Consider the following 22082-nt stretch of genomic DNA (forward strand, 5'->3'; position numbering starts at 1 on the left):
CATGCCCATCCGTGTCATGACCGTGTACGGCACCCGGCCCGAGGCGATCAAGTGCGCGCCGGTGGTCAAGGCACTGGCGGAGTCGCCGGACTTCGCGGGGATCACGGTCGTCACCGGACAGCACCGGGAGATGCTGGACCAGGTCAACGAGCTGTTCGGCATCGTGCCGGACCACGACCTGGACGTGATGAGCCACGGCCAGTCGCTCAGCGGGATCTTCGCCCGGGTCCTGGCCGGACTGGATCCGGTCCTCGAGGCGGAACGCCCCGACGCGGTGATCGTCCAGGGCGACACCACCACCTCCACCGCGGCCGCGGTGGCGGCGTTCTACCGGCAGATCCCGGTCGTGCACCTGGAGGCGGGGCTGCGCTCCGGGGACCTGGACTCGCCGTTCCCGGAAGAGGGCAACCGGAAGCTGACCAGCCAGATCGCGTCGCTGCACCTGGCGCCGACCACGACCAGCCGGGACAACCTGCTCGCCGAGGGCGTGCCGGCGGAGCGGATCGTGGTCACCGGGAACACGGTGATCGACGCGTTGCTGGAGACGGTGGCGAAGCGGGTGCCGTTCGCGGACCCGGCGCTGGCGGAGGCGGTCGACGTCGGCCGCCGGCTCCTGGTGGTGACGACCCACCGCCGGGAGAACTGGGGCGGGGCGATGGAGGGCGTCGGGCGGGCGATCGCCCGGATCGCGCGGGAGCACCCGGATCTGCTGGTGGTGTTGCCCGCCCACCGGAACCCGGTGGTGCGGGAGGCCGTGCTGCCCGCACTCGACGGAGTGGCCAACGTCGTGGTGACCGAACCGCTGCCCTACGGTGAGTTCTCCCGGCTCATGGCCGAGGCGCACCTGATCCTCTCGGACTCGGGCGGCGTGCAGGAGGAGGCACCGAGCCTGGGGACGCCGGTCCTCGTGATGCGGGACACCACCGAACGACCCGAAGCGGTGGTCGCGGGCACGGTCCGGCTCGTGGGGACCGACGAGGAGAGGATCGTGGACGAGGTGACCAGACTGCTGCGGGATCCTGCCGCCCACGCCGCGATGGCCGCCGGGGTCAACCCGTACGGAGACGGGACCGCCGCCCGGCGCAGCCTCGTCGCGCTCCGCGGACTGCGATCCGGCCGTCCCGGCAGCGGTCCTGATGCGGGTGCGCGGCCGTGACCGGTCCCACCCGGGTCCTGATCTACGGGAGCTGTGTCGCCCGCGACTCGCTCGCCCATGCGGGACCAGAGCGGCTCGCCCTCGTGCGGTACATCGCGAGGCAGTCGCTGATCAGCGCGTACTCTCCCGCTGCCGTCGTCCCGGACGGAGATCTCCACACCAGCTCGGCCTTCCAGCGCCGGATGATCGACGACGACGTCCGGGGCAGCCTGCCCGCGGCGCTCGTCGACGACGCCGACCGGACGGACCTGGTGCTCTGGGACCTCACGGATGAACGGATGGGTGTGCTGGTGTCCCCCGAGGGACACGTGATCACCCGGTCGGTCGACTCGGTCTCGAGCGGACTGGTGGACCGCCTCAGGGGATGGCGGCTGGTCGCGTTCGGGAGCGACGAGCACTTCGCCGCCTGGCGGACGGCACTCGGACGGCTGACGCGACAGCTGGCGGCGATCGGGCTGGCCGACCGCGTGCTGCTCCTGGCCGTGCCGTGGGCCACGATCGCCGAGGACGCGGGAACCGTGCCGCGCAGTGCCGGGCTCACCTCGCACGAGGCGAATGCGATGTTCGCCCGCTACTACGACGCCGCGGCGGAGGCCGGACTGCGGGTGGCGGCGGTCGAGCCGGATCGGGCGGTCGCGGGTGCTTCCCACCGCTGGGGGCGCGCGCCCTTCCACTATGCGACCAGCACCTACGACGACGTGGTGCTGCGGATCGAGCGAGAAGTCGCCGTCACGGCAGGGGGCCGGCCCGAATGAACGTTCGTCATGCGCAGATCGTCGGTGCCGGGGCACTCGGTGGGGGAGGTGTCGCCGCGCTGGTCGCCCTGCTCGGCGGGCAGTCGATCTGGACGGTCATCGCGGTCCTGTGCGCTCTGGTCGGGGTGGCCGCGGCCCTGTTCGCGGTGCGAAGTCTGCGCATGCGGCTGGCTGTCTCCGAGCGTCGCTGGCGCGAGCTCCGGTCGCAGCACGACGCCCTGACCGCGCAGGTGAGCCCCTCCGCCTCCTCGCGAGGTGAGGGAGCGAAGGCCGACCCCCAGGACCTGTGGGCGGATCTCACCCTCGCGGTGGCCCGGGTCGAGCTGCAGGCGCTGTCCGGGCCGTCGCACATCGGGACGCGCGGCGGAGCGATCGCCGGGGTTCCCGCCTCCACCCTCGCCGCCGCGGTGCTGCGTGCGGTGGAGCGCGGCGACGTCCTCTTCGGGGACCACCTCGTGCGCCGGTACGACGTGGCCGCAGCCCTGCCGCTCCGCACCCTGCGGTTGCTGGCCCGCGGGCTGCGAGACCGTGGCTACCTGGCCCGTGCGGGCGAGTACTTCGCGGCGGCGGCGGCGATCGGTGACGAACGGGACCGCACCACGGCTGAGCTCCGGCGCAGCGAGATCGAGGTGATGGCGGGCACGGCCAGGCCGGTGGTCACCGCGACCGACCCGGTGGTCCCGACGAGCCACCGGGTGCTGCACGTCGTCGGACGGGCGGTGCCGACCACGCAGTCCGGCTACACCCTGAGGACGCACAGCACGGTGCGCGCGCAGCTGGATCAGGGGCTCGAGCCGCACGTCTTCGTGCAGCTCGGGGTCACGGAGGCGGAGGTCGCGAGCACGGATGTCCTCGACGGGGTGACCTACCACCGCCCCGTCGGCCGGTCGGTGTTCACCGCCGGGCACGGCGCCTGGCTGCAGGCGAATGCCGAGGCGTTGCTGGCGGTCGTCCAGGAGGTCCGCCCCGCCGTGCTGCACGCGCATTCCGACTTCTTCAACGCGTTGATCGCTTCGGCCGTGGGGGCGGCCACCGGGCTGCCGGTGGTCTACGAGGCCCGCGGGTTCTGGGAGGAGTCGTGGCTGTCCCGGACCGCCGACAAGTTCGGCTGGGACGACGTCGAGCGGCTCTTCGCGGAGTACGGCGCTCCGGAGGCCTACAGCTGGCGCCAGGCGCGGGAGGCGGAGGCCCGGGGGGCCGCCGCGCACGTGGTCACCCTCGCCCGGGTGATGGCGCGCCGGATCCTGGATCACGGTCTCGACCAGGACCGTCTGACCATCGTGCCCAACGCGGTGGACGGAGAGCAGTTCAGCATCGGGGAGCGCGACCAACGACTGGCCGCCGAACTCGGTGTCCCCGCCGGCACCGTGGTCCTCGGATGCATCACCTCAGTGGTCGAGTACGAGGGGATCGACGTCCTGCTCGAGGCCCTCGCGCTGCTGGCGGAGGCCGACGCTCCGGCCCCGCTCCGCTTGCTGGTCGTCGGGGACGGGCCCGTGCGCTCCGCTCTGCAGGAGCAGGCGTCGGCGCTGGGGTTGGACAACGTGACCTTCACCGGGCGGGTGCCGCACGAGGACGTGCTCGGGTACTACAGCCTGATCGACGTGTTCGTGGTACCACGCCGACCGGCTCGGGTGTGCCACCTGGTCACACCGCTCAAGCCGTTCGAAGCGTTCGCGGCGGGCCGCGCCGTGGTGATGTCCGACGTGGAGGCTCTGCGCGAGATCGCCGAGGACTCGGGCGCCGCCGATCTCTTCACCGCCGGGGACCCCCGCTCGCTCGCCGACACCCTCGATCGGCTCGCGCGTGACCCGGAGCGCCGGGAACGCCTCGCGGCGCAGGGCGCCGCGTGGGTGCGGGCCGAGCGTTCGTGGACCGGCAACGCCGAGCAGTACCGGCGGTTGTACGCGCAGGTGGGAGGGTCGCATGGCTGAGGCCGCCCCGGTCCCTTCGGCGGATGACGCGGTGGAGCATGCCCGGGGAGTCGCCGCACGGCAGTCGTTCGGCCCGCACTTCGAGTGGCGACGGACCGATCGGGCGACCGTCGCGGAGGTCGCGGGCGGCCGGATCGCGCTGCACCCGCATCCGGTGTGGCAGATGTCCGGCGACCTGTCGTGGACGGAAGACCCGTTCGACAACCGCAACTGGCGGGCCCAACTGCACATGTTGCGGTGGCTCGAGCCGGTCCGCCGCGTCGCGGCCGCGGGTGATCCGGCGGCCGCCGCGCTCTGGGAGCGGTACGCGCGCTCGTGGATCGCGCACAATCCCCCCGGCCCCGCCGCCGCCCGGTCGACCTGGTCGAGCATGGTGGACGCGTCCCGGGCACTCGTCCTGACCGCCGGGCTCACCGTGGTCGAGGATCCGGGGTGGCTGCTCGTCGCGCTGGAGGAGCACGGGGCGTGGCTGTTCGACGAGGACCGCCTCGGACATTCGAACCACGCGCTGCACCAGCACGAGGCGTTGTTCGTGCTGGGCACCGCCTTGCGCCGTGGTGAGTGGGTCGAGGCGGCGACGGATCGTCTCGGGCTCCTGTTCGCCGCCAGCTACGACGACCAGGGCATCAACGCGGAGGGCAGCCCGCGGTACCACGATCTCAACTTCCGGTGGTGGTCCCGCGCCTTCGAACGACTGCGTCGCGAGGGAGTGCCTCCGCTGGAGCACGCCGCACGGCTGGAGCGGGCTCCGCTCGCGCTCGCGCACGCGACCCGCCCCGACGGGGTGTACGAGAGCATCGGTGACGGCGACGGTGGTCGGCCCCAGGGGATCGACCACCCGGCGACCCGGTACGTGGTGTCCGAGGGATCGGAGGGCGAACCGCCGACGGAGGTCCTCGCCGTGTACGACCAGGGCTACGCCTTCGGACGCACCGGCTGGGGCGAGACGGACCGTGGCTACCGTGACGAGACGTTCTACTCGGTGTCCTTCGGACGAGCGGACCGGGTGCACGGGCATCCGGACGGCGGGTCGCTCACCTACTACGCCGGTGGCGGGTCCTGGGTGGTCGATCCGGGCAAGTATCTGTACGGCACCCATCCGATCCGTGATCTGGTCGAGAGCCGGGCGGCCCACAACGTGCTGCACGTGCCGGGCCGGGCCTACGCCGTGGATGCCCGGGTGCGGCTCGTCAGCGCGACGACCGGCGCCGACGAGGACCGTCTGGTGCTCGCCGACGACGGGTACGAGGGCGTCGAGGTGCGACGGACCGTCACGTTCGATCGCCGCACCGAGGCTCTCGTCGTCGTGGACGAGGTGCGCGCGGAAGCACCGGTCGATGTCCAGCAGCGCTGGCTGCTCGCGCCCGGGGTGCGGGCGACCGCGGGTGCCGACGGCCTCGAGCTCGCCCGTGGTGACGATCGGGCGACGCTGCTCGTCCTCGGCGACGTGGAACGGATCGACCAGGTCAGTGGCGGGACCGAGCCGCACCAGGGGTGGGCCGCCACCGGATGGGGGACCGCGGAGCCGGCGGTCCAGGTCACCGTCACGGCGTGCGGCGCACGGTCACGGCTGGTCTCCGTGATCGTGCCGGTCGCACCCGGCGCCCCGGCGCTCCCGCGAGAGCACTGGCTGGCGGTGGCGGACCCCAGCACGGTCGAGCACAGCACCGCCGCCGGGCGTGCCGCGGGGCCGGCGGACGTCGGGTCGCTGGCTCGGGCGGTGCGGGACGCCCGCCGGTCGGCGTGGCGTGAGGCGTCCCCGGACACCAGGACCGCCATCGCCGCCGACCTGGCGACCCGGTTCTCGGGCTACCTCGGAGAGGATCGCGATCTCGGGCTGCGGGCGACTCTGACCGATCTGCTGGGCAGCGACCGGGCCGGCGCGGTGCCGTTCACGGCAGATCGAGAACCACTGATCGCCTGGCCTCGGACCGACATGCTGGTGCAGGGGGTGCCGGTCGTCTCCGCCGGGCCGGACACCGACTTCCCGGCCGGGCTCCAGGACCGTGCGGTCCTGACCGTCGAGCAGGGTGGGCTCACCCAGCCCTTCCTCTTCGTGCCGGGGGAGGGATCGGTGCTGACGGTCCTCTTCCACGGTGCCCTCGATCGGACCCGGACCGCTCTGCCGCGGTTCGAGCGGGTCCGCACGCACGAGCGCTTCGGCGGACCGCTGCTGGCCGTGGGCGACCCGACACTGGATCTGGATCGCACCCTCCGCCTGGGGTGGTACCTGGGCACGGGTGACGTGGATCTGCCGGTCCTGTTGGCCGAGCAGATCTCCCGGGCCGCGGCGGCGGTGGGCGCCCGGCAGATCGTGTTGGTCGGTGCGTCCGGGGGCGGCTTCGCGGCGATCCACGTCGCGGCGCATCTCGAGGGCAGCGCCGTGCTCGTCATCAACCCGCAGACCGATCTGTCCGCGTACTTCCGCCGTCTGGTCGTCCCGGCGACCGACGCGGTGTTCGGAGCGGGGTCACCGGGTCCGCCGGAGCGCACGCGCGTCCTGGACCGGTTGCGCGCCACCCGGGCCGCGTGCCGCATCGTGTACGTGCAGAACACCGGGGACCGGGTCCATCGTGACGGCCACCGTGACCCGTTCCTGGCCGGGGTCGCGCTCGCCGCCCCCGGCGTCGAGGTCCGCTCGGTCGAGATCGACTCGGGTCCCGGGCACGTGACTCCCCCGCCGGACGTCTACGAGTCCCTCTGGCACGAGGCGTGCGAGTGGTGGGATCCGGCCTCGTGAGAGCCGGGCGGGCCGGTCGGAGTCGGGGCCCGCGTCACCGCTCGGTGTCGAACGGGTGCTCCGGCACTCCGGCGGCGGGGTGGTCACCGTGGTGCAGGAGGACGCGGAACAGGTGGTGTCCGGTGGGCCCCGACTCGTAGCCGGTCGACCAGGCCGGGTCCAGCTGACGATCCTGCACGGAACGCCAGCCGCGCAGCGGGGGACCCGTCTCGCCCCGGACGGGCCGGATGAGATGGCCGCCCTCCCCCCAGGACTGGATCCACAGCACGGCCTCCGGATCCGTCCTCGCCACCCGGAGCCGGTCGGCCTCGCGGACCACCTCGGCATCTCCGGGGAGGTTGAGCCAGGTCTGGAAGACATGGTCACCGGTGTCGGACGAATCGACCTGGTCGAGCAGGAGCAGCCAGCGACCGGGGAGCGCCACGACCGATCGACGGTGCGTCCAGTGGCCGTGGTCGACGGAGGAGCGCAGGCGGACGTGTCCGTCGCGGACCTGCGCGTCGACGATCCCGGAACCGTAGGGCGCCCGAGCGCGGCGTTCGTGGTCCTGCCGGTCGCACGTCACCGTCGTGTGCGCCGTGCTGGACTCCACGTACTGCCGTTCGGGCGTGCCGTAGTAGAACCCACGGGCTCGCAGCGGGGAGTCGGCGGGCAGGAGCTCCGCGTACCCGAACCGGCCGCCGTCCACGAGCCACTCGTGCCCGCGGTCGTGCCAGACGACCGCGCCGTCGTCCGCATGCTTGTGGGCGCGAGAATGGAAGGCGGCCGTCTGAGCCAGGTACATCTCTCCGTCGCGCCGCCTCCCCGCCCGGGCGAAGGCGTACCCGGACTCCGGGAAGGCGACGGCCTCGACGTCGCCGCGGTCCGAGCGGTCCGGTCGGGCATCGGTCGCGAGGTCGGCGGTGTCACCGAACTGCACCAGGCGTCCGTCGGGCTGGACCATCCAGTCGAGCACGGATCGAGCCCGCTCCAGACGTCGGCGGACCGCCGGGTCCGTGACCAGCCCGAGGTCCTGTGCCAGACGGAAGTCCCGGAGCAGCATCTGGTGATAGCCGGGCGAGTGCTCCGCGTGGCCGCCGTCCGGCAGGAACTGCCGACCGGCGATGTCGGCGAGTCGGGCGCGGCCCTGTGCGTGCAGTCGGGCCATGCCGGGCAGGGGCCGCATCTCGCGGGCGAGGACCATCTGGCCGACGGCCGTGTAGAAGCCGTGGTTGTTCCGGCCGTTGTACGCGGCGGCACGGCCCAGCGCGCGTTGGTGGGCGAGTGTGGCCTGGTACAGGACCTCGACCTGGCCGTCGGGCAGGCTCTCGCCGGAGGTGAGGGCGGTCCGGAGCAGCCAGGCGAGGCGCGGCGCCCGCAGGGACAGGGCCATGTCGTACCAGGCCATGGTCCCGCCGTCGTCGGCCGGTTCGTTCCCCGCCTGGTGCGCGCGGACCCATGATCCCGCCACCCGGACGCACCACGCGAGCAGGTCCGGCGCGCCCGTGTCCAGGTACTCGCGGACCACGGGGTCCAGGAAGGACCACGTGTGCAGGCGGAATCCCCAGGAGCGGTGGGCGCGTGCCGCCTGCTCCCAGGCGATCGGTTCGAGCGGGATGCGGGGGAAGCCCTCGAGCTGCCATCCGTGGTCGATCACTGTCGCCGCGTCGTCGTCGGGGTTCCCCGCGAAGTGGCGGGCGGTGACGACGGTCGGACGCGTCGCGAAGGAGTGGGCCAGTCGTCGTCGCGCGACGTGCCAGCCGAGTGCGGGAGGTGGCAGCAGATCGCCCTGGTCGGCGACGTGGAGGCTCGAGCGCTCAGCGCTCGCGGTCACCGCCACACCCCCCGCGTGTCGATCACGACCCTCTCCCGCAGCCGCAGCCGCCGTCGGTCGGCCTCCCGGAACGGCGTGTGGTCCACCAGCAGCACCACGATGTCGGCGCCGCGCACCGCCTCGTCGAGCGTCTCGAGCGTGACGTTCTCCCGCTGTTCCAGCTCGTCGGGCAGGCGTTCGATGTTCGGCTCCACGGCGGCGATGCGCGCCTCCGGCAGCTCGTCGGCGATCCGGGCGACGATCTGCCGGGCCGGTGACTCCCGGAGGTCGTCGATGTCCGGCTTGAACGCGAGCCCGAGCGCCGCGATGCGGGGCTCGCGCAGTCGCCGGGCCTTCGCGACGACCCGGTCCACCACCAAGCCGGGCTTGGCGTCGTTGACCTCGCGCGCGGTGCGGATCAGCCGGGCCTCCTCCGGTGCCGAGGACACGATGAACCAGGGGTCGACGGCGATGCAGTGGCCGCCGACGCCGGGGCCGGGCTGGAGGATGTTCACCCGCGGGTGGTGGTTGGCGAGCTCGATCAGCTCCCAGACGTCGATGCCGAGCGTGCCGGAGATGACGGAGAGCTCGTTGGCGAAGGCGATGTTGACGTCGCGGTAGGAGTTCTCGACCAGCTTGGCCATCTCGGCGGTGACCGCGTCGGTGGTCATGATCTCGCCCTGGCAGAAGGTGGCGTAGAGGTCCTTGGCGCGCTGGGCGGCCTCCGGGGTCAGGCCGCCGACGATGCGGTCGTTGGTGATCAGCTCGACCATGACCCGGCCGGGCAGCACACGTTCGGGGCAGTGCACGACGTGGAGCAGAGCGCGGCCGCCGGTGCCGTCGAGGCTCAGGTCGGGCCGGGCGGCGAGGAGGCGGTCGGCGAGGTGGCGGGTGGCGCCGGGCGGGGAGGTGGACTCGAGGATGACCAGCTCGTCACCGCGCAGCCGCGGGGCGATGCCGTCGGCCGCCGCGTCGATGTACGACAGGTCGGCGGTGTGGTCCTCCTGGAACGGGGTCGGCACCGCGACGATGTAGACGTCCGCCTCGGGGGTGGCGATGTCGGCGCGGAGCCGGCCCTGGGAGACGGCGCCCGAGACCGAGACGGACAGGTCGGGTTCGACGAACGGCACCTCGCCGCGGTTCACCGCGTCGACGGTCGCGGCGTTGACGTCGACGCCGATCACGTCGGCGCCGTGGGTGGCGAGGACGGCTGCGGTGGGCAGGCCGATGTAGCCGAGGCCGATGACGGCCACCGTGGGACTGTCGGTCATGGTGCGGTTCCCCTGCTGTGGTGCGACGGACGGACGTGGGTCAGACGAGGGCGTGTACGGGTCCCACCACCACGACGTCGCTGCTGGCGAGCAGTTCGGCGTCGGTGGCCGCCCAGGTGTGTGCGGTGCCCCCTGCTGCACGCACCTGGACGAAGTTGAACCGGTCGGCGGAGTAGATCCGCCCTCCGGCAGCGAGCACGGCCTCGAGGAAGCCGGTGTCCTCTCCGCGGCGCAGCGCGGGGAAGGGGTGGATGCGGGCGACGTCCCGGCGGGTGACGATCGTCGGGCCGGACACCCGGTCGCCGAACCGGTGCTCGGCATGGGCGTAGCGCAGCACGGTCAGGTCGGGTCCGGCCAGGTGCAGGTAGTGCGCCTGCTTCCCGACCACCTCCGCACCGCTGTAGCCGAGAGCGGCGGCCTGGTCGGCGAGGTAGTGCGGGCCGTAGAGGTCGTCGTCGTCGATCTTGGCGACCAGCTCGCCGTCGGCGGCCTCGACCAGGAGGTTCAGGCAGCTGCCGAGCGGGAGGTCACCGGGTGCGGCGAGCACGACCAGGTCGGTGAGACCGGCCTCGGCGGCCCGGGCCCGCACGTCGGCCTCGGGCAGGTCGACGCCGTGGGCGAGCAGCACCAGCTGCAGATCGACGCCGGTCTGGGCGGCGAGGGTGCGCAGGACGTGGTCCAGCTGACCGGGACGCCGGGTGGACACCAGGGCGGAGACCCGCGGCAGCCGACCGGTGACGGTGGCGTGGTCCAGCCCGACGGACCGCAGCACGTCGTCCACCCGATGGGCGTAGGTGTGCCCGGCCCAGATCCGGCGCTGGGCGCGGTGCACCATGCGGTCGCGGAGCTCCGGGTTGCGCACCAGGGCGCGCAGGGTCCACTCCGCCTCGTCCGGCGCGGAGACCTGGGCGACCTCGTCGGCGGGGAACACCGCGTCGATGGCCGGGCTCGGGGTGCTGACCACCGGGGTGCCGCTGGCGGTGATCTCGAAGATGCGCCGCGCGCACATGGTGGGCGAGCCGACCACGGTGTTCACGTTGAGGAAGACCTTGTGCGCCCGGTATGCGGACAGCATCTGCGCGTAGGGCAGCGAGCCGACCACGTGCGAGGCGAACGGGGCGGGGAACTGGTACCGCTCGTCCCCGCCGAGCTGACGGGAGTAGATCTCCAGGCCGGTGTCCATCCGGGTCCCGGCCCGCACCGCCGCGCCCAGCAGCAGGTCCATCTGCGCGCGGCGCTCCGGGTGCCGGTGCGCGAAGTACATCCCGGCGAAGGCGATGTCCCGTTCGTGATGCCCCGAGCCGTGCCGGACCGGGTGGTGCAGCGCCGGCTGCGCAGCGAAGGGCAGCACGCCGACCCGGTCGTGGCCCAGGTCCCGGCGGTAGTCCGGCAGTCGGTCGGCGTCGGTGGTGAACACCCGGTCGAACAGCCGGGCGGTGGGCAGGAAGTCGGCGTAGTGCGCCGGGTCCTCCTTGTTCCAGAACACGGTCGGGATCCCCCGCTCGCGGCACCAGGCGACCAGCTCCGTGAGCGCCGGACGCGGCGCCGACCCGCCGGCCAGGTGGTAGCGCCAGGCGCCGCCGTTCCCGTGCCAGGCGGACTCGACGAAGAGCAGTTCCACCGGGTCCGCCGCGAGGACCTCGCGCCAGTCCGAGGGCCGGACCGGTACCTGCTGCCACTCGAAGCCGAAGGCCGACCGGGAGAAGTCGTCCAGGACCACCGCCACCCGCAACCCGGAGCGGCGCAGCGGAGCCGGCGGCACCGGCAGGTCGGCGAACCGGAGGCCGCCCTTGCGGGCCACCGCGCGGACCCCGGTCGGCGAGCTGCCCGGCGGGGTGCGCCGGTCGCGCCAGCGCCGGAAGCCGGACAGTCCGCCGTGCCGGAGGTGCCACACGCCGCGGCGCCAGTGGTCGGCTCGCTCCGACAGGCCGCGCAGGGCCCGGTGCTGCGTCGTCACGTCTGAGCCCCCTCGTGCGTCCCGTTGCCTCTCCGTGCCCGGCGCTCGCCCATCGTCAGGACGGGCCGGCAGCCCCCTCGGCCGGGTTCCCCCGGCTGGTGGACTACTGCACGACCGGCGGCAGCATGTCGACCGTGTCGGCGTTCGCCGCCAGGTAGTCGTCCACGGTGTCCGTCCCCACGGACGCCATCAGTGCGGCCAGCGCCTCCTGGTTCAGCACCACGATGCTCTGGGTGCCGTCCGGGCTGCGACCGGTGCCGTCGGTCGGCACGGTGAAGAACGCGATGTCGGTCGAGGCCAGGTTCTTCGCCATGTTCTGCAGCTGGCTCATCACCTGGTCGTCGAGCCCCGGGTCCGTGGCGACCGCATCGCCGACCGAGCGGAGGAAGGGCACCGACTTGGCCGGGTTGGACAGGGTGCCCTCGTTGCGCATCCGGGCGACCATCGACCGGATCCAGGCCTGTTGGCGCTGCACCCGGTCGAAGTCGCCGCGTGCCAGCGTCTTGCGTTCCCGCACCCAGGTGAGGGCCTGCTCGCCGGTGAGCAGCTGCTGCTTCCCCGCGGGGATGGTGGTGCCGTCCACCGTCAGCGGCTGGTCCAGGGTGATCCGCACCCCGCCCATCGCGTCGGTGATCTGCTGGAAGGACTCGAAGTCCGCGATGACGAAGTGGTCGATCCTGATGTTGGTCAGCTGTTCGATGGTCTGGATCATCAGGGTCGGCCCGCCGTAGGAGAAGGCGGCGTTGATCTTGCCCTCGCCGTGTCCCGGGATGTCGACCCAGGAGTCGCGGGGGAAGGACATCACGTAGGCGGCCTCACCGTCGGCGGGCAGGTGGACCAGCATGATCGTGTCGGTGCGCTGCGCGCCGACCTCCCACTGCGAGGGATCGCCGGCCGAGATCCGGCTGTCCGATCCCAGCAGCAGGATGTTCATCGGTGCGTCCGCGTCGTCGGCCGGTGCGGCGGTGGCCGAGGTCGCGGGCCGGCTCGGCAGGGCCGCGAACGGGTCGTCGATCTTCTCCACCCGACTGGTCAGCCAGTGCTGGATCCCCCAGAGGCCTCCGACGCCGACCGCGCCGAGGCCGAGCAGGACGCACAGGCTGATGATCAGGGCGCGCCGACCGGTGGAGCGGCGACGGCTTCGCGGACGCGCTCGGCGGTGAGCATCGGGTGCCATGGCGGCGATGCTAGCCGTCCCCCTGGTCCGGGTTCGCGCCGTACGTCCTGTGCGGAAGCTGTGAACGCGCGGCCGGATCGCGGGCGACGGCCAGCCCCACCGCCCCGATCAGGCCCGATACCGCGAACGCCCCGAGTGCACCGGCCGCAGGCAGCAGCGCGCCGGTCAGCGCCGCGCCGACCGCCTGCCCCAGCACCAGGGCGATGAACAGTCCGGCCGTGCCCGCGGCGGCTCGCCGGGCCTCGATCCGGGTGGTCCAGGTGATCAGCACCCCGGTCGCGGCGGTGTAGCCCCAGCCGGCGAGGCCGCAGACCAGCGCCGCGGCAGGCAGGACCGGAGCGGCGATCGGCAGGGCCAGCGTGGCCGCGGCGACCGTCCCGGCGGTCAGGGCCCACGCGGTGCCGGGTCGACGGCGGACCAGCCACCCGCCGGTCGGCAGCACCGCGACACCGCCGAGGCCGAGCGCGATCCACGCCACCGCCGACGCCGATCCGGCATCCCCGGCCGCGACCAGGAGGCTGCGCCCGTACGACCAGACCGCGGCCGACCCGGCGCCCAGGGTGAGGGCGGCGACCACCGGGGCGCGATGGGCGTGCAGCCACGCCGCCGTGACGCGGCTGCCGGGCCCGGAGCGGTGATCGGGTCGTGCGTCCTGCCGGGCGGTCGCGGACAGGGTCAGGGCGGTCGTCAGCACCGCGACGGCGGCCGCGAGGAGCCATGCGGCTCGCCAGTGCGGCAGGAGCAGGAGCGCCAGCGCCCCGGCGATCACGAGTCCCGGTCCGGTCCCGGCGTTCACGGCGGTCTGTGCCCGGTCGCGCGCGGCGCGCTCGATCCCCCGCGCTCCGTCGACCCGTGCGCGCGGCGTCGAGCGGTCGACCAGCACGACCAGAGCGGGTGACGCCAGTCCGGCCCCCGCCGAGCTCAGTACGGCTCCGGCGGCGAACACCGCGGCCCCGGGTGCGAGCGACATCGCCGCGCATCCGAGCGCGGCGGAGGTCCCGGCCGCGAGCACCAGGGCCCGCGGACGCCGGTCCGCCGTGACGAATCCGATCAGCGCGCCCAGGCAGTACAGCACCGAGGCTCCGGCGGCGACGAGCCCCGCGGACGCGTCCCCGAGTCCCAGCTCGGCCTGGGCCTCCGGGAGCAGCAGTCCGTAGGCCAGGCGGACCAGGCCGTAGGTGGTGGCGATCAGGGCGGTGCCGCTCGCGATCACAAACAAAAACGTACGTTTCACATCCGCAGCCTAGGATGTCGGCATGCCGATCCGCATCAGCACCGAGTCGAGGCTGCTGGACGCCGCCGAGGAGCTGTTCTTCACCCGGGGGATCGCGGCCACCCCGGTGGACGCGGTGCTGGCCCGCGCCGGGGTGTCGGCGGCCACCATGTACCGCGGGTTCCCGAGCAAGGAGGCGCTGGTCGCCGCGGCGCTGGCCCGGCGGCACGACGCGTGGCTCGCCTGCTGGGACCGTGCGCTGGACCGTGCCGACGGCGCCGAGGGCCGGCTGCTCGCGGTCTTCGACGCGCTGGACGCGTTCCGGTCCGGACCCGAGGGCGCGCGCTGGTGCGCGTTCCTGGGATCGGCTGCCGAGTACGCGGACGCGCCCCCCGACGTGGCGGACGCGGTCCGGCTGGACACCGACACGCTGCGCGACCGACTCACCACGTTGGCGGTGCCGCTCGCCGGGGACGCGGCGCCCGAGCTGGCCGAGCAACTGCTCCTGCTGGTGACCGGCTCGCTGGCGATGCGACTGCGCGACCCGGCCGCCGGCACCGAGGTCGCCCGCCGGGCGGCGACCAGGCTGATCCCGGACCGCTGAGGCTCCGTACCATCGGCCCGTGCCGCCCCGCTCACCGCTCCCGCCCCGCCACGGCCTGAGTGCCGCCTGGCTACGCACCCCCGACCGGGACCGCGCCCATCCCGAGCGCACGCCGTGGCCCACGATGGCGGCGTGGCTGCGCGACCGGCTGCCCGAGCAGGTCGACGTGGCCGGGATGCTCGCCGACGGCCGGTTCGTCGCCGAGGACGGCGGCGCGGTGCGCGGGGACGACCCGTTCCGCCCGCATCTGTTCGTGTTCTTCCACCGGGACCTGCGCGAGGAGCCGCCGGTGCCGGGGCAGCTCCACCTGGTGCACCGGGACGAGCGGCTGGTCGTGGTCGACAAGCCGCCGTTCCTGTCCTCGATCCCGCGTGGCCGGCACGTCCTGCAGAGCGTGGTGGTGCGCCTGCGCGCCGAGCTGGGCCTGCCGGAGCTGTCGCCGCTGCACCGGCTGGACCGGGTGACGTCGGGACTGCTCATGCTGGCGACCGAGCGGCGCTGGCGGGGGGCGTACCAGTCGGCGTTCGAGCACCGGGCGGTGGCCAAGACGTACTGGGCGCTGGCGCCGATCCGCGCGGGTCTGGAGTTCCCCGTGACGGTGCGCAACCACCTGCACAAGGAGCGCGGCGACTGGCAGGCGTACGAGGTGCCGGGCGCGCCGGTGAACGCGGAGACGCTGATCGAGCTGGAGTCGGAGGTCGACGGGCACGGGGTGTACCGGCTGGCACCGCGCACCGGCCGCACCCACCAGCTCCGGCTGCACCTGCACGGGCTGGGCATCCCGATCGTCGGCGACCCGCTGTACCCGCGGGTGCGGGACGTGCCGGTGGACGACTTCCGCACCCCGTTGCAGCTGCTGGCGGGTGAACTGTCCTTCGTCGACCCGGTCGACGGTTCACCCAGGCGGTTCCGGAGCGTGCGGCGGCTGCCGATTCCGCCGCAGGTGTGACGCGTGGACCGACCGCTCACATCTCAGCATCTGGTCCCGATCGGGTGAAAGAAGGCCCGTGACCAGGAGTTGAGATGACCATGACATCAGACGTTTCCCGACGACGGTGGTTCGCCGACCGACCGCTCGCGCTGAAGATCGGTGCTTGCCTCGCGCTGCTCGCGCTGGTGGCGGTCGCGATCACCGGGGTGGCGACCAGCCGGATGACGGCGCTCGCCGACGAGCAGGACGTGATGCAGGCGGAGGGGATCGACCCGCTGATGAAGGTCGCCGACCTGCAGCGGGCGTTCACCCTGGTGCGGCTGGGGAACGTCCGCCTGGCGACCAACACCGCGGACGAACGGCCGGGCACCCTCGCGTCGATCCAGGACAACGAGGACCAGGTCGACGCGCTGCTGACCGAGATCGAGTCCGCGAGCCCGGAGCTGGCCGATGCGCTGACGGGTGCCGTCACGCCCTACTTCACGCTGATGACCGAGTACCAGGAGATGGTCGCGGATGCCGATCCGGGTGCCGCCGCGTTCCTGAACGCCGACCTCACCACGGTGGCCGGTCAGGCCGACACGGAGATCAACGAGGCGATCGACGCGATCAGCGACCGCGCCATGGACAGCGCCGCCGCCAGCGACCGGCTGGTGCGCACCTCGATCCTGATGCTCTGGTCGGCGCTGGCGGCCGCCCTGGTGGTGGTGGTCGTGATCGCGGTGTCCGTGGTGCGATCGATCCTGCGGGCGGTGGGCGGCGTGCAGCGCTCGCTGGCCGCGATGGCGGCGGGTGACCTCACCGTCGAGGCGCCGGTGCTGTCGGACGACGAGATGGGCCGGATGACCGCCAGTCTGACCGCGTCGCAGCGCAGCCTGCGGGACACCCTGAGCCACGTGGTCGACACCGCGCAGACGGTGGCGTCGGCGACCGAGCAGCTGTCCGCCTCTTCCACCCAGGTGGCCGCACTGGCCCAGGAGACCGGCGCGCAGTCCGGGACGGTGGCCTCCGCGGCCGAGCAGGTGTCCCGCAGCGTGCAGACCGTGGCCGCGGGCGCCGAGGAGATGGGCGCGTCGATCCGGGAGATCGCGCAGAACGCCTCGCAGGCGGCCAAGGTCGCCGGTCAGGCCACCGAGGTCGCGTCGGCCACCAACGACCAGGTGTCCCGGCTGGGTCAGTCCAGCCAGGAGATCGGCAACGTGGTGAAGGTGATCACCAGCATCGCGGAGCAGACCAACCTGCTGGCGTTGAACGCGACGATCGAGGCGGCGCGTGCGGGAGAGGCGGGCAAGGGCTTCGCGGTCGTCGCCGGTGAGGTCAAGGAGCTGGCCCAGGAGACCGCCAAGGCGACCGAGGACATCGCGCGCCGGGTGGAGGCGATCCAGGGCGACACCACCGGTGCGGTGACGGCGATCGAGGAGATCTCCTCGATCGTGGCGTCGATCAACGACTACCAGCTCACCATCGCCAGTGCGGTGGAGGAGCAGACCGCGACCACCACGGAGATGTCCCGGTCGGTGGCCGAGGCCGCCTCGGGGTCGGGGGAGATCGCCGCGACCATCCACGAGGTCGCCGGCCAGGTCGGCTCGACCACCGAGGCGATGAGCCAGGTCGACTCGGCGGTCAACGAGCTCGCGCGGCTCGCCGCGGACCTGCGGACCCGGACCGGCCGGTTCGTCTACTGAGCCGGGGTGCCCCGGGGTCCACCTGACGGCGTACCCCGGGATACATCCCGCGGCCGATGTGCCGACCGTGCCGGCCGGGAACGATGGACACCAGTCGTCCCCCCTCGGAGGTCATCGTGTCCTGGCAGGTCCTGATCGTGCTCGCGGAGTTCGCCGTGGTCTGCGCGGTGATCGGTGCCGGGACGCTGGTGCAGCGGGTGCGGCAGCGCGGTCGTGAGCAGGTCCGGCACTGACCCCGGTCGTGCCCGGCCTCACAGCAGCTGGTTGATCGCCACCCGCGCGAGCATCGCGTCCCGCCGGGCCAGTGCCCGCAGCCCCGCGCCGACCTCGGCACCGAGGTCGAAGCTCGGGTCGATCAGCCAGTGCGCCTGCAGCCCGTCCCACAGCGCCATGAACTGCCGGGCGAACTGCTCGGGGTCGACGTCCGGGTGCGCCCAGCCGTCGGCCTGGAGCCGGCGCAGGAACGTCGCGTAGCTCAGCGTGATCCGCGCCCGGCGCTCCGTCATCCACCGGTGGGCCGGGTGCTCGGGATCGCCGGCCTCGGCGGCCATCGACACGAACAGCCGCAGCGAGGCCGGGTCGGCCAGCTCGTGGTTGATCGTGCGGGCCAGGGACGCGTCCGGTTCGGTGCCGGGGTCCGGTCGTCGCTCCCGGGCGGCCTGGTCCGAGCGGCTGTCGGCGTGGACCAGCGCGGCGACCAGCAGATGGTCCCGGGACGGGAACAGGTAGAGCAGCTGCGCCTCGGACAGCTCGGTGCGCCGGGCGACCTCGGTCATGGTGAGGGCGCGGTGGCCGGCGGAGCGCACGAGCTCGTACGCGACCCGGCCGACGGCCTCCTCGCGGCCGCGGGTCTTGGCGTAGGGGCCGCGGCGGGAGGTCATGGGGTCAGAGCGTACTGCTGCCGGGGCGAATTTCGAGTGGAGTAGATTTTGCGCCTCAGCCCCCACGGAGGACGCCGATGTTCACCATCACCATGGCCGAGGACGACCCCGCCGACGCCGCGCAGCTGGCCGGTCAGATCCGGCGCTACGCCCGCGAGCGCGGGATCGAGATCGCGCTCACCCGGCACGCCGACGGCGCCGCGCTGATCGAGGCGCACGACGGCGCGACGGACCTGCTGCTCCTGGACGTGGTGCTGCCCGACCTGGACGGCTTCTCCGTGGCGGAACGGATCCGGCAGCGCGACCGGCTGGTGGACATCGTCTTCGCCACCGGCGCCGCGACCGAGGCGGTGCGCGGGTACGCGGTCGACGCCCTGGGCTATCTGGTGAAGCCGGTGCGCTACCCGGCGCTGGCCCGGGAGCTCGACCGCGCCGTGGAGCGCGCCGGGCGCCGGGGCGGGCAGCCGGTGCTCCTGGACGCGGTCGGCGGTCCGCTCCGCCTGGACCCGGCGCAGATCGTGGCCTTCGAGGGCTCCCGGCGGCAGGTGCTCGTGCACACGCTGGACGGCCGGCACCTGGTGCGCGGCCCGCTCAAGGCGCTGGAGGAGCAGGTCGGCGAGCGGGGGTTCTACCGCTGCCACCACGGCTTCCTGGTCGGTCTGCGGCACGTGGTCACCGCCAGGCAGGACTCCTGCGAGACGGTCACCCGTCAGCGGATCCCGGTCAGCCGGGCCCGTCGGCAGGGCTTCCTGGCGGCGCTCACCGACTACCTGGGTGCCTGACAGCCTGTGCCGCTGGCAGGACCAGTTGTTCCGCGCCCGTCGGAATTCCAGTGCCCTCGTGTTTCGATCTGCCCGCACCACAGCACCAGCTGTCCACGGCGGGCGTCGCTGACGACCCCGGCCGACGGCGTGCGCGCGCAGGGGAGCGCCGCCGCCCGGTCCACGCCGTCGATCCACGAGATGAGGCCAATGATGTCCAGGAAGCACCCCCGGCGGCTGTCCACGCCGGCGGCGGTCGGCGTGTACGCACTGTGCGCCGCCCTCGCCGGCGGGCTCGTCGTCGGCAACGTCTACGCCCAGAAGTACTCGGACCTGGTCTCCGTGTACCTGGACCAGCCCACCCAGAAGGTGGTCACCGCCGAGGGCGAGGACGCCGACTACTTCACCAGCGACTTCAGCTCGGACGAGGAGCGCCAGGCGTACCTCGCGGACGTCGGCACCCGGATCGGCGAGGAGGGCATCACCCTGCTGGCGAACGACGGCGCCCTGCCGCTCGCCGAGGGCGCCCGGCTCAGCGTGTTCGGCCAGAGCTCGGTCGACCCGGTCTACGGCGGCACCGGCGCGGGATCGCTGGACACCACCCAGGCCGTCGACCTGGAGGACTCCCTCACCGACGCGGGCTTCACGATCAACCCGACGCTGCGCGACTTCTACACCGACGGCGCGGGCAAGGACTACCGCCGCTCGATCCCGGACGTCTACGGCGAGGGCGAGTTCGCGGTGAACGAGGTGCCGCAGAGCGCCTACTCCGCGGACGTCACCGCCTCCTACGCCGACTACGACGACGCCGCGCTGGTCGTGCTGGCCCGCTCCGGCGGTGAGAGCAAGGACCTGATCGCCACCGGAGACCCGGGGGACGGGACCTACCTGCAGCTCACCGACGACGAGCGCGACCTGCTCACCGCGGTGACCGGTTCCTTCGACACCGTCGTGGTGCTGCTGAACACCCAGAACCCGGTCGAGCTGGGCTTCCTGGACGAGTACGACGTCGACGCGGCCCTGTGGGTCGGCGCCTTCGGCGAGACCGGCGCCACCGCGGTCGGCCGGGTGCTGGACGGCGAGGTCAACCCCTCCGGCGCGCTGGTCGACACCTACGCCTACGACTCGCTGAGCGCCCCGAGCATCGAGAACCTCGGCTCCTACGACATCGTCAACAGCGAGGTCGACCGCGGGAACAAGTACCTGGTCTACGCCGAGGGCATCTACGTCGGGTACCGGTACTACGAGACCCGGTACGAGGACGTGGTGCTCGGCACCGAGCAGTCCACCGCCTACGACTACGCCGACCAGGTGCAGTTCCCGTTCGGCTTCGGGGAGTCCTACACCGACTTCACCTGGTCCGACTACACCGTCACCGAGGGCGAGGACGCCTATGACGTCAGCGTCACGGTCACCAACGCCGGTGACGTGGCGGGCAAGGACGTGGTCCAGGTCTACCTGCAGCAGCCGTACACGGACTACGACCGGCAGAACGGGATCGAGAAGTCCGCGGTCGAGCTGGCCGGGTACGCCAAGACCGCCGAGATCGAGCCCGGTGCCACCGAGACGGTCACCGTCTCCGTCCCGCGCGAGCTGATGCGGACCTACGACGCCCAGGGCGCCGGCACCTACGTGGTCGACGCCGGTGACTACTACCTGGCCGCGGGCACCGACGCGCACGACGCGCTGAACAACGTCCTGGCCGCCAAGGGCCGCACCGTCGCCGACGGGATGACCGCCGACGGCGACGCCGACCTGACCTGGACCACCACCGTCGACAGCCTGGACACCACCACCTACGCCACGGCCGACACCGGCACCGCGATCGTCAACCGGTTCGACGACGCCGACGTCCGCACCTACGACGCCGACTTCACCTACCTGAGCCGCTCGGACTGGACCGGCACCTGGCCGACCACCTACGCCGACGGCAGCTGGACCGCCCCGGAGCAGCTGCTGGCCGACCTGGAGATCCCGGACGTCGACGACCCCGATGCCGAGCAGCCCGTCCTGGACACCGTCAGCGACGAGTACGGCGAGCTCAACGCGGCCACCCTGGTCGGCCAGGACTACGACGCCCCCGCCTGGGACGCGCTGCTGGACCAGATGTCAGCCACCGAGCTGGACGAGCTGACCCGGATCGGCGGCTACGCGACCAAGCGGGTGGACTCGATCCAGCTGCCCGCCACCGTCGACAAGGACGGCCCCGCCGGGATCTCCGACACCCTGGTGGGCGGCCAGAGCGGCATGGGCTACCCGCCCGCGATCGTGCTGGCCTCCTCCTGGAACGACGACCTGGCCCAGGAGTTCGGCGCGGCGATCGGCGAGGACTCGCTCGATCTGGGCGTGACCGGCTGGTACGGCCCGGCGATGAACATCCACCGCTCGCCGTACAGCGGCCGGAACTTCGAGTACTTCGCCGAGGACGGCCGGCTCTCCGGGCGGATGGCCGCCGCGGTGATCGAGGGCGCCCAGTCGAAGGGCGTGCTGGTCTTCATGAAGCACTTCGTCCTCAACGACCAGGAGACCGACCGGATCGGCCTCGCCACCTTCGCCGACGAGCAGACCATCCGCGAGCTGTACCTGACCGCCTTCGAGCTGCCGGTCCGCGAGGCCGACGCCCGGGGCGCGATGGCCGGGATGAACCGGATCGGGGCCCGCTGGGTCGGAGCGCACGAGGGTCTGATGACCGGCACCCTGCGCGACGAGTGGGGATTCCGCGGCGTGGTGATCACCGACCAGGCGTCGTTCTCGGTCTTCGCCTACGAGGACCTGCGCGCCGGACTGGCCGCAGGCACCGACCTCTGGCTGAACACCGACGCGTCGCTGTGGAAGCTGTCCGACGACCAGCTCACCCCGTCAGTCCTGACCGACATGCGGCGGGCGTCGCACAACATCGCCTACGCGATCACGGCCAGCAACGCGATGAACGGCCTGTCCTCCGGCAGCCAGCTGGTCTCGGTCACCCCGCTCTGGAAGCAGGCGCTGATCGGCGCGGATGTGGTGATCGGCCTGCTCCTGGTCGGCGGCGTGTTCCTCACCACCCGCACGCTGGTCCGCCAGCGCCGCACCGCCTGACACGAACACCCCGGCCCGGCCCCGCGACACGACCGCGGGTGCCGGGCCCGGCCGCGCCGTGACCCGTCCCGGGCGGGCCGTCGGGGACCGCCGCCACATCCTCCGGACCCGCCGCACGACATCGGTACATCCGCGCTCGGTCTGCGG

The 22082-nt window shown here is 72.9% G+C and carries 15 protein-coding genes; 9 read left to right on the top strand and 6 right to left on the bottom strand.

Features of this window, described 5'->3' with window-relative positions; translation table 11 throughout:
• The first annotated feature begins 1 nt into the window (after position 1).
• The 4 genes from wecB to OGL89_RS06355 are packed head-to-tail and all read left to right on the top strand — an operon-like array spanning position 2 to position 6585.
• On the top strand, positions 2-1156 hold the full coding sequence (wecB, locus tag OGL89_RS06340; RefSeq protein ID WP_263119066.1) for a UDP-N-acetylglucosamine 2-epimerase (non-hydrolyzing): 1155 nt from the start codon (positions 2-4) through the stop codon (positions 1154-1156).
• Positions 1153-1911 (top strand): DUF6270 domain-containing protein, encoded by a 759-nt coding sequence (locus tag OGL89_RS06345; protein WP_263119067.1) that lies wholly within the window; start codon positions 1153-1155, stop codon positions 1909-1911. Before wecB ends, OGL89_RS06345 begins: the two co-directional genes overlap by 4 nt.
• The gene (locus OGL89_RS06350; RefSeq protein ID WP_263119068.1) at positions 1908-3845 is read left to right on the top strand and encodes a glycosyltransferase; all 1938 of its coding nucleotides are present in this window, start codon (positions 1908-1910) and stop codon (positions 3843-3845) included. Before OGL89_RS06345 ends, OGL89_RS06350 begins: the two co-directional genes overlap by 4 nt.
• Positions 3838-6585, top strand: a complete 2748-nt coding sequence (locus OGL89_RS06355) for a heparinase II/III family protein (RefSeq protein WP_263119069.1) — start codon at positions 3838-3840, stop codon at positions 6583-6585. Before OGL89_RS06350 ends, OGL89_RS06355 begins: the two co-directional genes overlap by 8 nt.
• Before the next feature lie 34 nt (positions 6586-6619).
• On the opposite strand, the gene OGL89_RS06360 is transcribed toward OGL89_RS06355, so the two are convergent.
• The 5 genes from OGL89_RS06360 to OGL89_RS06380 all read right to left on the bottom strand — a co-directional run bounded on the left by OGL89_RS06360 (position 6620) and on the right by OGL89_RS06380 (position 14016).
• The gene (locus tag OGL89_RS06360) at positions 6620-8398 is read right to left on the bottom strand and encodes a heparinase II/III family protein (RefSeq protein WP_263119070.1); all 1779 of its coding nucleotides are present in this window, start codon (positions 8396-8398) and stop codon (positions 6620-6622) included.
• Positions 8395-9648, bottom strand: a complete 1254-nt coding sequence (gene wecC, locus OGL89_RS06365; protein ID WP_263119071.1) for a UDP-N-acetyl-D-mannosamine dehydrogenase — start codon at positions 9646-9648, stop codon at positions 8395-8397. The genes OGL89_RS06360 and wecC overlap by 4 nt, the downstream gene beginning before the upstream one ends.
• Before the next feature lie 40 nt (positions 9649-9688).
• Entirely contained in the window at positions 9689-11605 is a 1917-nt protein-coding gene (locus tag OGL89_RS06370) for a glycosyltransferase (RefSeq protein WP_263119072.1), read from the bottom strand.
• 103 nt (positions 11606-11708) lie between these two features.
• Positions 11709-12782: an LCP family protein gene (locus OGL89_RS06375; protein ID WP_263119073.1), complete on the bottom strand. Its 1074-nt coding sequence runs from the start codon at positions 12780-12782 to the stop codon at positions 11709-11711.
• A gap of 10 nt (positions 12783-12792) precedes the next feature.
• Positions 12793-14016 carry an MFS transporter gene (locus OGL89_RS06380; protein ID WP_263119074.1) on the bottom strand — a complete coding sequence of 408 codons (1224 nt, stop codon included), beginning with the start codon at positions 14014-14016 and terminating at the stop codon, positions 12793-12795.
• A gap of 22 nt (positions 14017-14038) precedes the next feature.
• On the opposite strand from OGL89_RS06380, the gene OGL89_RS06385 reads away from it, so the two are divergent.
• The 3 genes from OGL89_RS06385 to OGL89_RS06395 all read left to right on the top strand — a co-directional run bounded on the left by OGL89_RS06385 (position 14039) and on the right by OGL89_RS06395 (position 17215).
• Entirely contained in the window at positions 14039-14599 is a 561-nt protein-coding gene (locus OGL89_RS06385) for a TetR/AcrR family transcriptional regulator (protein ID WP_263119075.1), read from the top strand.
• Between the two features lie 19 nt (positions 14600-14618).
• Entirely contained in the window at positions 14619-15548 is a 930-nt protein-coding gene (locus tag OGL89_RS06390) for a pseudouridine synthase (RefSeq protein ID WP_263119076.1), read from the top strand.
• A 74-nt stretch (positions 15549-15622) separates the two neighbouring features.
• Complete coding sequence (locus OGL89_RS06395; protein ID WP_263119077.1) at positions 15623-17215, top strand: methyl-accepting chemotaxis protein; 1593 nt, start codon at positions 15623-15625, stop codon at positions 17213-17215.
• A 251-nt stretch (positions 17216-17466) separates the two neighbouring features.
• Here OGL89_RS06395 and OGL89_RS06400 read toward each other — a convergent pair whose 3' ends face one another.
• Entirely contained in the window at positions 17467-18096 is a 630-nt protein-coding gene (locus OGL89_RS06400; protein ID WP_263119078.1) for a TetR/AcrR family transcriptional regulator, read from the bottom strand.
• Positions 18097-18173: 77 nt separating this feature from the next.
• Between OGL89_RS06400 and OGL89_RS06405 the strand changes: the two genes are divergently transcribed.
• Together OGL89_RS06405 and OGL89_RS06410 are read left to right on the top strand one after the other, a co-directional pair.
• On the top strand, positions 18174-18878 hold the full coding sequence (locus OGL89_RS06405; RefSeq protein WP_263119079.1) for a LytTR family DNA-binding domain-containing protein: 705 nt from the start codon (positions 18174-18176) through the stop codon (positions 18876-18878).
• A gap of 192 nt (positions 18879-19070) precedes the next feature.
• Entirely contained in the window at positions 19071-21935 is a 2865-nt protein-coding gene (locus OGL89_RS06410) for a glycoside hydrolase family 3 protein (protein WP_263119080.1), read from the top strand.
• Positions 21936-22082 lie beyond the last annotated feature (147 nt).

This window comes from Cellulomonas sp. RIT-PI-Y (assembly GCF_025642745.1).
Taxonomy (GTDB): Bacteria; Actinomycetota; Actinomycetes; order Actinomycetales; family Cellulomonadaceae; genus Cellulomonas.

What these genes read in the sequence shown, in the direction of transcription:
- OGL89_RS06350 (WP_263119068.1), top strand. Translation starts at nt 1,908, where the DNA reads ATGAACGTTCGTCATGCGCAGATCGTCGGTGCCGGGGCACTCGGTGGG.
- OGL89_RS06355 (WP_263119069.1), top strand. Translation starts at nt 3,838, where the DNA reads ATGGCTGAGGCCGCCCCGGTCCCTTCGGCGGATGACGCGGTGGAGCAT.
- OGL89_RS06405 (WP_263119079.1), top strand. Translation starts at nt 18,174, where the DNA reads ATGTTCACCATCACCATGGCCGAGGACGACCCCGCCGACGCCGCGCAG.
- OGL89_RS06385 (WP_263119075.1), top strand. Translation starts at nt 14,039, where the DNA reads ATGCCGATCCGCATCAGCACCGAGTCGAGGCTGCTGGACGCCGCCGAG.
- OGL89_RS06375 (WP_263119073.1), bottom strand. Translation starts at nt 12,782, where the DNA reads ATGGCACCCGATGCTCACCGCCGAGCGCGTCCGCGAAGCCGTCGCCGC.
- OGL89_RS06410 (WP_263119080.1), top strand. Translation starts at nt 19,071, where the DNA reads ATGTCCAGGAAGCACCCCCGGCGGCTGTCCACGCCGGCGGCGGTCGGC.
- OGL89_RS06400 (WP_263119078.1), bottom strand. Translation starts at nt 18,096, where the DNA reads ATGACCTCCCGCCGCGGCCCCTACGCCAAGACCCGCGGCCGCGAGGAG.
- wecC (WP_263119071.1), bottom strand. Translation starts at nt 9,648, where the DNA reads ATGACCGACAGTCCCACGGTGGCCGTCATCGGCCTCGGCTACATCGGC.
- OGL89_RS06395 (WP_263119077.1), top strand. Translation starts at nt 15,623, where the DNA reads ATGACCATGACATCAGACGTTTCCCGACGACGGTGGTTCGCCGACCGA.
- wecB (WP_263119066.1), top strand. Translation starts at nt 2, where the DNA reads ATGCCCATCCGTGTCATGACCGTGTACGGCACCCGGCCCGAGGCGATC.